Source organism: Agrobacterium sp. DKPNP3 (assembly GCF_052686535.1).
In genome coordinates this window covers 1-12,748 of the sequence record NZ_JBQYSN010000038.1, presented here as the reverse complement: position 1 = coordinate 12,748, position 12,748 = coordinate 1, and the positions used below count along the sequence as shown (strand labels likewise).

General features: G+C 59.5%; 12 protein-coding genes. 8 read left to right on the top strand and 4 right to left on the bottom strand.

Annotated features, from left to right (window positions below; genetic code table 11):
* Window positions 1–2: 2 nt before the first annotated feature.
* The gene (locus tag ACUTJJ_RS12485) at window positions 3–680 is read right to left on the bottom strand and encodes a GntR family transcriptional regulator (RefSeq protein WP_445542377.1); all 678 of its coding nucleotides are present in this window, start codon (window positions 678–680) and stop codon (window positions 3–5) included.
* Window positions 681–809: 129 nt separating this feature from the next.
* On the opposite strand from ACUTJJ_RS12485, the gene ACUTJJ_RS12480 reads away from it, so the two are divergent.
* The 8 genes from ACUTJJ_RS12480 (at window position 810) to ACUTJJ_RS12445 (ending at window position 10,422) form a co-directional block, all read left to right on the top strand.
* Window positions 810–1,439, top strand: a complete 630-nt coding sequence (locus ACUTJJ_RS12480) for a flavin reductase family protein (RefSeq protein WP_445542376.1) — start codon at window positions 810–812, stop codon at window positions 1,437–1,439.
* Window positions 1,440–1,460: 21 nt separating this feature from the next.
* The gene (locus tag ACUTJJ_RS12475; RefSeq protein WP_445542375.1) at window positions 1,461–2,183 is read left to right on the top strand and encodes an aspartate/glutamate racemase family protein; all 723 of its coding nucleotides are present in this window, start codon (window positions 1,461–1,463) and stop codon (window positions 2,181–2,183) included.
* A gap of 101 nt (window positions 2,184–2,284) precedes the next feature.
* Window positions 2,285–3,220: a LysR family transcriptional regulator gene (locus ACUTJJ_RS12470; protein ID WP_063951689.1), complete on the top strand. Its 936-nt coding sequence runs from the start codon at window positions 2,285–2,287 to the stop codon at window positions 3,218–3,220.
* A 103-nt stretch (window positions 3,221–3,323) separates the two neighbouring features.
* Complete coding sequence (locus tag ACUTJJ_RS12465; protein ID WP_445542374.1) at window positions 3,324–3,803, top strand: formate dehydrogenase subunit gamma; 480 nt, start codon at window positions 3,324–3,326, stop codon at window positions 3,801–3,803.
* On the top strand, window positions 3,800–5,356 hold the full coding sequence (locus tag ACUTJJ_RS12460; protein WP_445542373.1) for a formate dehydrogenase beta subunit: 1,557 nt from the start codon (window positions 3,800–3,802) through the stop codon (window positions 5,354–5,356). The genes ACUTJJ_RS12465 and ACUTJJ_RS12460 overlap by 4 nt, the downstream gene beginning before the upstream one ends.
* Before the next feature lie 4 nt (window positions 5,357–5,360).
* Complete coding sequence (gene fdhF, locus ACUTJJ_RS12455) at window positions 5,361–8,243, top strand: formate dehydrogenase subunit alpha (RefSeq protein WP_445542372.1); 2,883 nt, start codon at window positions 5,361–5,363, stop codon at window positions 8,241–8,243.
* Window positions 8,244–8,315: 72 nt separating this feature from the next.
* Window positions 8,316–8,660 carry a formate dehydrogenase subunit delta gene (locus ACUTJJ_RS12450; RefSeq protein WP_063951693.1) on the top strand — a complete coding sequence of 115 codons (345 nt, stop codon included), beginning with the start codon at window positions 8,316–8,318 and terminating at the stop codon, window positions 8,658–8,660.
* 109 nt (window positions 8,661–8,769) lie between these two features.
* Entirely contained in the window at window positions 8,770–10,422 is a 1,653-nt protein-coding gene (locus tag ACUTJJ_RS12445) for an OFA family MFS transporter (protein ID WP_063951694.1), read from the top strand.
* Between the two features lie 50 nt (window positions 10,423–10,472).
* Here ACUTJJ_RS12445 and ACUTJJ_RS12440 read toward each other — a convergent pair whose 3' ends face one another.
* From ACUTJJ_RS12440 to ACUTJJ_RS12430, 3 genes are all read right to left on the bottom strand, one after another.
* A complete protein-coding gene (locus tag ACUTJJ_RS12440) occupies window positions 10,473–10,925 on the bottom strand; it encodes a GNAT family N-acetyltransferase (RefSeq protein ID WP_445542371.1) in 453 nt (150 codons plus the stop codon).
* A 169-nt stretch (window positions 10,926–11,094) separates the two neighbouring features.
* Entirely contained in the window at window positions 11,095–12,453 is a 1,359-nt protein-coding gene (locus ACUTJJ_RS12435; RefSeq protein ID WP_445542370.1) for a sensor histidine kinase, read from the bottom strand.
* Window positions 12,450–12,748, bottom strand: a 299-nt coding sequence (locus ACUTJJ_RS12430; protein ID WP_445542369.1) for a winged helix-turn-helix domain-containing protein, incomplete at its 5' end; no start/stop codon positions are given. The genes ACUTJJ_RS12430 and ACUTJJ_RS12435, both read right to left, overlap by 4 nt.

Genomic DNA, 12,748 nt, shown 5'->3' with positions numbered 1-12,748 from the left:
GATCAGCCGAGCGCGGCGCGCAGGTCGTGGGAAAGGTCGCGGATTTCGCTGAGATCGAGTTCCGCTTCCACATGCTCAAGGTGGTGGGTCATCAGGTGGATGGCCCGCGACGGATCATTGTTGGCAATCGCATCGACGATTTCCGCATGTTCGTCCGGGCCGCAGTTGAAGCGATCCGTGTTACGGTAAACGGCGGTAATGAGCGACGAGCGGGAAATGAGGTCGCGCATGGTGGTGAAGAGGAAGTCGGAACCGAGCGTTTCCGCAAGCAGAAGGTGGAACCCGCCGGAAAGCTTGATGATGTCGGTCGTGACGTTTTTGGCATTGGCCACACGCTCTTTGGCCACGTGGTCGCGTAGCTTCTTGAGATCTGTCTTGGTGGCGGATTTGCACAGTCTTTCGACCACGCATTGCTCGACGGTACGGCGCACGAAGAAGACATCGCGGGCTTCCTCGACCGACGGTTTGGAGACAAAAGCGCCGCGATTGGGAACGATGGTCACCAGTCCGTCACGCTCGAGAACGGACAATGCCTGGCGGATTTTAGCACGGCTGACGCCAAAGATTGTCGCCAGTTGCTCTTCTTTCAGCTGCACGCCCGGACGCAGCCGGCGTTCGGCGATCGAAAGCCATACTTTCTCGACAATCTGCTGCGTGGACGGGCCGGGCTGCTCGCTCATTCGACATACTCCCCAATCGCCATAGAGAAGCGTGATGTGAATGAAAAAGTCAACTGTATCAACGGGATTTTGGTTGCAACATTGTCAACAATATGAAAGATAATTGTAGACTATAATAGGATGCCGATCATGGAATTCGATTTCAGCGCGCTTGAGCCCCAGAGCCGCTACCGCCTTCTGACGAATTTTATCGGTCCGCGACCGATCGCGCTTGTGACGACGCGTTCTGAAGCCGGCCATAACAATGCAGCCCCGATGAGCTTCTTCAACGTCTTTTCGCATGATCCGCCCATCGTCGTCCTTGGCATTCAGCCGAAGGTCAGCGGCGAGGAGAAGGACACGATGGTGAATATCCGCCGCACCGGCGAGTTCGTCGTCAATATGGTCGATATGGCGCTTTCGGAGCAGATGCTGATCTGCGGCCTCGGCTTCGACAATGAAGTTGACGAAATGTCGATGGCCAAACTTACGGCCATGCCGTGCAACAAGATCGATGCGAGTTATGCCGAGCAATCGCCTTGTGCATTCGAATGCAAGGTGGAACGACTGATCGATTACCCCCGCCGCACACTGGTGCTCGGCGAAGTGGTGCACATGCATGTTCATAACGAATGCCTCGATGAAGAGGGACGTTATGTCGATGCCGATCGCTATCAGCCGATCGCCCGGCTTCACGCCGACAACTATATCACCTCGGACCGCCAGTTTGTTTTGAAGGCGCCACCAATCACCGATTTCACCGCGCCTGACGGCAAGTGACAGCTCATCAGGATGCGTGCGATGCATATTCGTTTGATCAATCCCAATTCCACCGCTTCTATGACCGCGCAGGCCCTTGATAGCGCGCTACGGGTCAAGCAAAAGGAAACGCAAGTCTCTGCGACAAATCCGGTCGACACCCCCGTCAGTATCGAAGGGCAGGCGGATGAGGCCATGGCCGTTCCCGGGCTTCTGGCGGAAATTCGCAAGGGCGAGGGGCAGGGCGTGGACGCCTATGTGATCGCCTGTTTCGACGATCCCGGCCTTCATGCCGCCCGCGAAGTGGCGCAGGGGCCTGTCATTGGCATCTGCCAGGCGGCCGTGCAAGTGGCGATGACGATCAGTCGCCGCTTCTCCATCATTACCACGCTTCCTCGCTCCATTCCTGTTATCGAGGATCTTGTGGAGGATTACGGCGCGCAACGTCATTGCCGGAAGGTCCGGGCAATCAATCTGCCGGTTCTTGGGCTTGAAGAAGACCCGGAGGTCGCGGAAGCCCTGCTTCGTCGCGAAATCGAGGTCGCCAAACGCGAGGATGCGGCAGAAGCGATCATTCTCGGCTGCGCCGGCATGTCCTCGCTCTGCGACCGGCTGCGCGACGCCACAGGTGTTCCGGTCATCGATGGCGTGACGGCGGCGATCAAGCTTGCCGAAGCTCTTGTTGGTGCCGGCTACAGTACCTCGAAGGTCAACGCCTATGACTATCCGCGCGTGAAGGGGCCCGCTCTCGTGGCCTGCGCATAGTTTGCAGGAAAATGCCCGCAGCCATTTGCGGGCGCTTGCGCCACGTTCTAGGGTTCTCCCGCGCACACCGGTCAAATGGGCGCGCCGCGGGGGGAGAGCGTATGATCGACAAGCTGGAATTTTTCATTGCATTGGCGCGGGCTGAACATTTCGGCCGGGCGGCGGAGGAATGTGGTGTCTCCCAGCCCAGCCTGTCGGCGGCAATCCGGCAGTTGGAGGATCAACTGGGCGTCGTTCTGGTGGTGCGCTCGGCACGGTATCAGGGGCTGACACCGGAGGGCCAGCGTGTTCTGGAATGGGCGCGCCGCATCGTTGGCGATGCACGCACAATGCGTGAGGAAATGCGCGCTGCCCGCAAGGGCCTGACCGGACATATTCGCCTGGCCGTCATTCCGACCGCGCTTGCGATGGTGCCACGATTGACGGAATCGTTTCAGGCGCGCCATCCCGATGTGACTTTTTCCGTCACGTCACGCACCTCGCTGCAGGTCTTGAGCCAGATCGAAAACCTCGAGATCGATGCGGGAATCAGTTACCTCGACAATGAGCCACTTGGGCGCGTGACCACTGTCCCGCTTTATTCTGAGCGATATCACCTCATTGCCGCTGCCGGAACGCCGCTTGCGGATCAGGAAAGTGTTACCTGGAAGCAGGTTTCCAGTCTTAGGCTTTGCCTATTAACGCCGGATATGCAGAACAGGCGCATCATCAACAAGCACATGGCCGAGGCGGGGGTGGAGGCTAAACCGACGCTTGAATCCAACTCCATGATCGTGCTGTTTTCCCATATCCGCACCGGACAATGGGCTTCAATAATGCCGCGTAACCTTGCTGAATCCTTCGGTTTTCCGAAGCAGATCAGGATCATTCCCATCACCGATCCGGAACCCGAGCATCTCGTTGGTTTGATCGCCACCCACCGGGAGCCACACACGCCTCTGGTCTCTGCGCTTCTACACGAGGCACGTCAAAGGGCAGCGGAAAAGGCGTTTGATAGGCATTTCCTATCAGATGACGGAAACGCCTTATTGACCTGATCCACCCGGCTTCGCCATTGTTTATACACGCAGGGGGCTGCGGCGTGCTTGATGAAAGTCTTGGTCGCCATTCCTGCCCCTGTCGGTTTGGGAGGACTGGCTTATGAATATCAGAGCGGTTGCCGCGGATGAGGCGGCCCGTGTTTCCGCTGTCATTGACGAATTTCTTCACCTGGAAGGGCCTCTGCTGCCCATCCTGCACGCGGTGCAGGAAGAATTCGGCTATATCCCGGAAAGCGCCAAGCAGATCATCGCATCCGCGCTGAACATCTCGCGCGCTGAAGTTCATGGCGTCGTTACCTTCTACCCCGATTTTCGCGATCATCCTCACGGACGTCATGTCCTGAAGCTCTGTCGCGCCGAGGCTTGCCAGTCGATGGGTGGCGAGCCTCTTGCGGAAACCATCAAGTCCCGGCTCGGCCTCGACTGGCATGAAACCGCGGCTGATGGTTCCGTGACGCTGGAGCCGGTTTTCTGTCTCGGCCTCTGTGCCCAGGCGCCGGCCCTGATGCTGGATGGCGAGGTCCATGCCCGTCTTGATGAGGACTGTCTTAGTGAGATTCTGACGGAGGCACGCCGATGAGTGTCACCGTTTTTGTTCCCGGCGATTCTGCGGCCCTTGCCGTTGGCGCAAATCGCGTTGCCGATGCCATCGCCCGCGAAGCCACTGTCCGCAACCTCGACGTCCATATTGTCCGTAACGGCTCGCGTGGCATGCTCTGGCTTGAAGTGCTGGTGGAAGTGCGCACCGAGCATGGCCGTATCGCCTATGGCCCCGTCAAGGCGGGCGATGTCGCTTCGCTTTTCGAGGCCGGTTTTCTGACCGGCGGCGACCACCGCCTCTGTCTCGGGCCGACAAAGGACATCCCATTCCTGAAGGGTCAGACGCGTCTCACATTTGCCCGGTGTGGCGTCACCGATCCCTTGTCGCTGGAGGATTATCGCGCCTATCAGGGCATGAAGGGTCTTGAAAAAGCTGTGGCGATGGCCCCGCTCGATATCGTTGCGGAGGTGACCCAGAGCGGCCTGCGCGGACGCGGCGGCGCTGGATTTCCCACGGGTATCAAATGGAAGACTGTCGCTGACGCAGTCGCCGACCAGAAATATATCGTCTGCAACGCGGATGAGGGCGACAGCGGCACCTTCGCCGACCGGATGATCATGGAAGGCGACCCCTTCGTTCTGATCGAAGGCATGGCGATTGCCGGCTTGGCCGTTGGCGCGACCAAGGGCTTCATCTATACGCGTTCAGAATATCCCTACGCCATCAGGGTCATGGAAAAGGCGATCGAGATCGCAAGGCGTGAGGGAATTCTCGGGTCCTCCGTCCTCGGGTCAGGCCGTGCGTTCGACATGGAAGTGCGCATGGGCGCCGGTGCCTATGTCTGCGGCGAAGAAACCTCACTCCTGAACAGCCTTGAAGGCAAACGCGGAACGGTACGCGCCAAGCCGCCGCTGCCCGCCCTGCAGGGCCTGTTCGGCAAGCCGACGGTCGTCAACAATGTGATTTCGCTGGCCTCCATTCCCGTCATCATGGATCGCGGTGCGGCCTTCTATCGCGATTTCGGTGTCGGCCGGTCGCATGGCACCATCCCGATCCAGCTTGCTGGCAATTTGAAACATGGTGGGCTTTACGAAACCGCCTTCGGCCTGACGCTCGGGCAACTGGTGAACGATATCGGCGGCAGCACGATCACCGGCCGTCCCGTGAAGGCCGTGCAGGTGGGCGGTCCACTCGGTGCCTATTTTCCGGTGTCGCTGTTCGACACGATCTTCGACTATGAAGCTTTTACGGCGGCTGGTGGATTGATAGGCCATGCCGGCATCGTGGTGTTCGATGATACGGCAGACATGCTGCATCAGGCTCGGTTCGCGCTGGAGTTCTGCGCCGTCGAAAGTTGCGGCAAATGCACGCCCTGTCGCATCGGCTCGACACGTGGTGTCGAGACGGTGGACAAGATCGCGCTCGGGATCGAGCGAGAGAAAAACACCGCGCTACTGGAAGACCTCTGCGAAACCATGAAATTCGGTTCGCTCTGTGCGCTGGGCGGTTTCACGCCCTATCCCGTGATGAGCGCGCTCCGGCATTTCCCTGCTGATTTTGCCCCCACCCCACGTGTTGAAGCGGCGGAGTAAGACCATGGCCCTTGTAACCGAATTCGACTACGGCACCCCCAAGTCCAACGCTACCGATATGGTGACGCTCACAATCGACGGCCGCCAGGTGACTGTTCCCGCGGGAACGTCGATCATGCGCGCCTCGCGCGAAGCGGGCATCGATGTGCCGAAACTGTGCGCCAACGACATGGTGGATGCCTTTGGCTCGTGCCGGCTCTGTCTTATCGAGGTGGAGGGCCGCAACGGCACCCCCGCCTCCTGCACCACGCCTGTCGCTGCCGGTCTCTTCGTGCACACGCAGACCGAGCGGCTGAAGCAGATCCGCAAGGGCGTGATGGAGCTTTATATCTCCGATCACCCGCTCGACTGCCTGACCTGCGCCGCCAATGGCGATTGTGAATTGCAGGACATGGCAGGCGCCGTGGGGCTTCGCGACGTTCGCTACGGCTACGAGGGCGACAACCACGTCAAGGCCCGCACCGGGGAGGGCGATCTTAATGCCCGCTGGATGCCGAAGGACGAGAGCAATCCCTATTTCACCTATGACCCGTCCAAATGCATCGTCTGTTCGCGTTGCGTGCGGGCCTGCGAGGAAGTGCAGGGAACCTTTGCGCTGACGATCGAGGGCCGTGGGTTCGAGAGCCGTGTATCGCCCGGCGCGCATGAGGCGTTTCTCGATTCAGACTGTGTTTCCTGCGGCGCCTGCGTGCAGGCCTGTCCGACCGCGACGCTGACCGAAAAATCCGTGATCGAGATTGGCCAGCCGGAACATTCGATGGTGACCACCTGCGCCTATTGCGGTGTGGGCTGCTCTTTCAAGGCGGAAATGCGCGGCGAAGAGCTGGTGCGCATGGTGCCGTGGAAGGACGGGCAGGCGAACCGCGGCCATTCCTGCGTCAAGGGCCGCTTCGCTTATGGTTATGCGACCCATAGGGATCGCATTCTCAATCCGATGATCCGCGAGAACATCGGCGATCCCTGGCGTGAAGTGAGCTGGGATGCGGCCTTTGCCTATGTCGCTTCGGAGTTTCGGCGCATTCAGGGCAAGTATGGCCGCGAGTCCATTGGCGGCATCACTTCGTCGCGCTGCACGAACGAGGAAACATTCCTTGTCCAGAAGCTCATTCGCGCCGGGTTTGGCAATAATAATGTCGATACCTGCGCCCGCGTCTGCCATTCGCCGACGGGTTATGGCCTCGGCCAGGCCTTCGGCACGTCCGCCGGCACGCAGAACTTCGACAGTGTCGAGCAATCCGATGTGGTACTAGTTATCGGCGCCAACCCAACCGACGGCCACCCCGTTTTCGGTTCGCGACTGAAGAAGCGGCTGCGTCAGGGCGCAAAGCTGATCGTCATCGATCCGCGCCGCATCGATCTCGTCCGCACGCCCCATGTAGAGGCTGCTTTCCACCTGCCACTGTTGCCGGGCACCAACGTTGCCGTTCTGACGGCTCTGGCGCATGTGATCGTCACCGAAGGGCTGTTCAATGAGGCCTTCATTCGCGAGCGCTGCGACTGGTCGGAATTCGAGGACTGGGCTGCTTTCGTAGCCGAGCCGCAGCACAGCCCGGAAGAGACGGAACGTTTCACCGGTGTTCCCGCGGAAGATTTGCGCGGGGCAGCCCGGCTTTATGCCAAGGGTGGCAATGGCGCGATCTATTACGGTCTTGGCGTCACCGAACACAGCCAGGGTTCAACGACCGTCATGGCGATCGCCAATCTCGCCATGGCGACCGGCAACATCGGCCGTCCCGGCGTGGGCGTCAATCCCTTGCGTGGACAGAACAATGTGCAGGGATCCTGCGACATGGGGTCCTTCCCGCACGAGCTGCCGGGCTATCGCCATATCTCCGATGATGCGACGCGCGATGTGTTCGAGAAACTCTGGGGTGTGAAGCTCAACAACGAACCGGGGCTGCGTATTCCCAACATGCTGGATGCCGCTGTCGATGGCAGCTTCAAGGGCATCTATATTCAGGGCGAGGATATCCTCCAGTCAGACCCGGATACCAAACACGTCTCCGCCGGGCTTGCCGCCATGGAATGCGTTGTGGTGCACGATCTCTTCCTGAATGAGACGGCGAATTATGCGCATGTGTTCCTGCCGGGTTCCACCTTCCTCGAAAAAGACGGCACCTTCACAAATGCCGAGCGCCGCATCAACCGCGTGCGCAAGGTCATGTCGCCGAAGAACGGTTACGCCGACTGGGAAGTGACCCAGAAGCTGGCGCAGGCCATGGGTCTTGCATGGAACTACACCCATCCCTCGGAGATCATGGACGAAATCGCGGCGACGACGCCAAGTTTTGCCAGCGTTTCCTACGCCTATCTGGAAGAAAAGGGTTCGGTGCAGTGGCCCTGCAACGAAAAATTCCCCGAGGGTTCGCCGATCATGCATGTGGACGGCTTTGTCCGCGGCAAAGGCAAGTTCATCCGCACGGAATATGTGGCGACGGATGAGCGCACGGGGCCGCGCTTCCCGCTGCTCCTCACGACCGGGCGCATCCTGTCCCAATACAATGTCGGGGCGCAGACACGGCGCACCGAGAACGTCGTCTGGCACGAGGAGGATCGTCTGGAAATTCATCCGCACGATGCTGAACAGCGCGGGGTGAAGGATGGCGACTGGATCAAGCTCGCCAGCCGCTCGGGCGACACGACGCTGAGGGCGCTGATTACCGACCGCGTGGCGCCGGGCGTGGTCTATACCACCTTCCATCATCCCGGCACGCAGGCGAACGTCATTACCACCGATTTCTCCGATTGGGCGACCAACTGTCCGGAATACAAGGTGACGGCGGTTCAGGTTTCTCCCTCAAACGGTCCGACGGAATGGCAGGAGGAATATGATGCGCTTTCGCGTCAGTCCCGCCGCATCGCCGGCAAACTGGAGGCTGCGGAATAATTCGGGAGCCGGGCTTGTCCCGGCCTTCTCATCATGTGGCGTCTGGACGCGAGCCGGCGCAGGGAGCAGATCATGTTACTCAATCACACGGACGAAAAGCTGGTGAGGATGGCAAACCAGATTGCGACGTTTTTTCTGTCGCAGCCGGACGATATCCGAGTTGATGGCGTTGCCACCCACATCAACAAATTCTGGGAACCGCGCATGCGGAGGCGCTTCTTTGAGATGGTGGACGCCGGTGCCGGTGATTTCCTGCCGCTCGTCATCGCAGCGTCCAAAGAAATCAGGAGGCCTGGCGAACCGGAGGGCGATGCCGTGGGCCTTGGTGATGATGCAAAGGGCGCTCCGGGCGGCAAGGGACCGATTGCCGGTGAATCGTTGTCGGAGCCTAGCGTGCCGGAAACGTCACGCGCTTGAGACAGGCGAGACGAATCAATACAGGCCGTGCAGGATGAGGTGCGGCGTAACGAATGACGCCTGGCGGGGCGAATGAAATGTCCTGACATCCATGAGGGAGGAAATGTCGATGGCAGTAGCAGGCGCAACGGCGGGAGGGGCAACCCAAACCGGTTTGCTGGACCGTGAACGAATAATCGCAACACCGGGTTTTAATCGTTGGCTGGTGCCCCCAGCCGCCCTTGCCATCCATCTGTGCATCGGCATGGCCTATGGTTTCAGCGTTTTCTGGCTGCCGCTGTCAAAAGCGCTGCCGGCTGCCGATCCCAGCTGCTCCAGTCTGACGCTGATCGGGGCGCTGTTTACCACTGAGTGCAATTGGCGCGTGGCGGATCTCGGCTGGATTTATACGCTCTTCTTCGTACTTCTCGGCTGCTCTGCCGCCATATGGGGTGGGTGGCTGGAGCGCGTTGGCCCACGCAAAGCAGGCTTCGTTTCCGCCTGCTGCTGGTGCGGTGGTATTCTGGTCGCCGCTATCGGCGTCATGACCCATCAACTCTGGCTGATGTGGCTGGGAGCAGGTGTCATCGGTGGCGTCGGGCTTGGCCTCGGTTACATCTCGCCGGTGTCCACCCTGATCAAATGGTTTCCGGACCGTCGCGGCATGGCGACAGGCATGGCCATCATGGGCTTTGGCGGTGGTGCCATGATTGGCGCACCGCTTGCCAACCTGCTGATGAACTATTTCAAGACCGAGACTTCGGTAGGTGTCTGGCAGACATTTGTCGTTATGGCGGTGATCTACTTCGCTTTCATGATGGCCGGCGCCTTCGGTTATCGCATTCCGCCCGCCGGCTGGCGTCCGGAAGGCTGGACACCACCGGCGGCAAAAAGCGCGATGATCACAACGCGCCACGTCCATCTGCGCGATGCCCACAAGACGAAGCAGTTCTGGCTGATCTGGGCGGTGCTCTGCCTTAACGTGTCGGCTGGTATCGGCGTTATCGGCATGGCCTCGCCAATGCTGCAGGAAATTTTTGCGGGTTCTCTCATCGGCCTTCCGGGTGTCGGTTTTGCCGATCTCGATGCCGGACAAAAGGCTCAGATTGCGGCGATTGCAGCCGGCTTCACCGGCCTGCTTTCGCTCTTTAACATCGGTGGCCGCTTCTTCTGGGCCTCCATGTCCGACAAGATCGGCCGCAAGAACACCTACTTCTGCTTCTTCATCCTCGGCATCATTCTGTACGCGCTCGCACCGACGCTCGCGACGATGGGCAACAAAGCGCTCTTCGTCCTCGCCTTCGGCATCATCCTGTCGATGTATGGCGGTGGCTTTGCAACGATCCCGGCCTATCTCGCCGATATCTTCGGAACTCAGTTTGTCGGCGCAATCCATGGCCGTCTGTTGACGGCCTGGGCGACTGCCGGCATCGCGGGTCCCGTCGTCGTCAACTATATCCGCGAAGCGCAGATTGCTGCCGGCGTGGCTCCCGGGCCTGCTCTTTACACCAGCACGATGTATATTCTGGCGGGTATGCTGGCGATTGGCCTTGTCGCAAATGCCTTCGTCCGACCGCTCTCGGAGAAATGGTTCATGTCCGACGCTGAAGTTGCCGCACTTCAGGCGAAGACAGCGGCTGCCAATGCAGGGCCAACAGGTTCGTTCGGCATCGGCCGCGGCGGTTTTGACGCCAAGGCGGCCCTTGCCTGGGCAGCTGTCGGAATTCCGCTTCTTTGGGGTGTCTGGGTCACCGTGAAGAGCAGTCTCGTTCTTTTCGGCTGATCGTTCCTGCGAAAAAAAAGACGGGCGGCCCGGCGGCCGCCCTTTTTCCTTCACCGCGTCAGCTGCAAGCGTGCATTTTCAAACGGCATGCCGTCATCATCGTGGGAACTGCGAGTGACCTCGCGGAAGCCCAGTGATTTGTAGAAACCCATCGCCTGCGCGTTCTCGGTATAAACATTGAGCGTCAACGCATCATGGATCGTGAGAGCGTGAGCGGTGAGTTCGCGGCCAACACCTTTGCCCTGCCAGTGCGGCGAGACAAACAGGCCGCCGACGAAATTATTGATCAGGCTGATAAAGCCGATTGTTTGACCACTAATTTCGGCAACAAATGTTTCGGAATTCGGCAGATATGTATCTTCGATCAGCTTGCGTTGTACACTAAGACGCTCCGTACCGATGAACGGGTGAGCGAGCAGCGAGGCTTCGAGCCAGATGAGAGATAAAGTCTGCGTATCCCGCGCCGCGTCAAACGGCCGGATTTCGACTGATTTTTTATTCACGGAAAGTCCACTAAGTGAGACATGTCAAAGGATCGGCCCCTCAAGGGCCGGCTGAACCCGCCAGAATGACGGCCAGAATTTCAACCTCTGCGCATAAGTCTCCTTCTTGTGATGCCACTGTCTACCCTTAGGTGAAGACAGGGTCAACATCGCGTCGATGTTGCTCCTATCAAAGAGCGGTCGGTAGTGTCACGATGCAGGACAGCCCACGATCGGCGCTTCTCTCGAGGTTGATTTGCCCGCCGTGGAGTTCAACGAGTTCCTTGACGATGGTGAGCCCGAACCCATCTCCTGGAACAGACTCATCCATCCGTTTTCCCGGCTGGAAGGCCTGCGCAACGAGGTCGTCATCGATGCCGGGTCCATCGTCAGAAATTATGAGGTTCACGGTGCGGCCTGTTTTCCGTGCGGAAATTTCCACCCGGCTTTTTGCCCACTTGAAGGCGTTGTCGACGATGTTGCCAATGATCTCGTCGAGATCCTCCGGCAAGACTCCCACACGCGATGAATCGTCCACAGCGACACGGGCAGCTATGCCACGGTCCGCGTGAATGTGTCTCATGATCTCAACGATGTCGTTGATTCTCGGCAAAAGCTCGGTGGAGGCAACGACGCCGCCTGCGGCTGTTTTACGGGCCCGGGCAAGATGATGACGAATTCTTTGATCGATCTTGTCCAGCAGGCCGCGCATTGTCCCATCAGGATCATTAGTCTGGTTCAACGCCAGATAGAGGCTGGTGACCGGCGTCTTGAGGCCGTGGGCAAGATTGGCGAAATGCAGACGCGTCTCGGTCAACCTGTCCTTGTTCTGTTCCACGAGCCTGTTTATTTCGCGTGTCGCGGGGCGGAGTTCATCAACCTCCACGTCCGGCAGATGGTCTCGGGAACCCGCCGAAATGGCGGCGATGTCATCCGTCAATTGGCGAAGTGGCCTCAAACCATATCTGACCTGGATAAAGATGCCGGCGACCAGACTGGCGCCAAGCAGCGTCATGGCTGGAACGAGCCATAAAAGCGCGCGTCGGGAGGGGGTATCGAGTGCGACGCGTGGCGCCGTTGCGGTGATGTCGACAAGTGTCCCGCCGACGATGGTCTGGATAGACCGAAGATAGAGGTCCTGTCCCTCAAGACTGGCGTGGGTTCCCGGGTGTGGGCCGTGGCCCAGCACCTTGCCCCAATCCATCGGTGAAGGGGGATTGTCGAGCGTGCGGCCCGCAAGGGAACGCGAGCCGATGATGGTATCCTTGGCGCGTACCTGCCAGTACCAGCCCGACCCACGCCGGTCGAAAGGTGGCGCATCCAGCGCGGCAGTCAGCGTCAGCTCGCCTGCGCCATCGGCAGAGAGCGCGCTTCGCACCCCCTCGATCTGGGTATCAAGACGTTGATCGATCTGTTCGCGCACGACACCCGCAACGATGAGGTAGAGGATAGCGGAGGCGATAATCACGCTTGCGGTGACGAAGACCACGGAAAACATCGTCAGGCGACGCGATATTGACGAACTGGCACCGGAAGAAGGGCGTGTCATGGTTGCGCTTTCAGCATGTAACCGCGACCCCGCACGGTTTCGATGCAGTCCGCGCCGATCTTGCGCCGCAAACGCGCGATGATCACCTCGATCGAGTTGGAATCGACCTCCGCATCGCCGTCATACACCCGTTCTGTCAGTTCGCGTCGATCCACGACGATCTCCTTGCGAAGGATGAGGCAAGAAAGAACCCGCCATTCGAGCGCAGTCAGTTTCAACGGCAGCCCGTCCTGCTCGAAGGTGCCGAGCTGCGCGTCAAAAGTGAGCGACCCACAGGTAATGGTGGAGGCGGCGT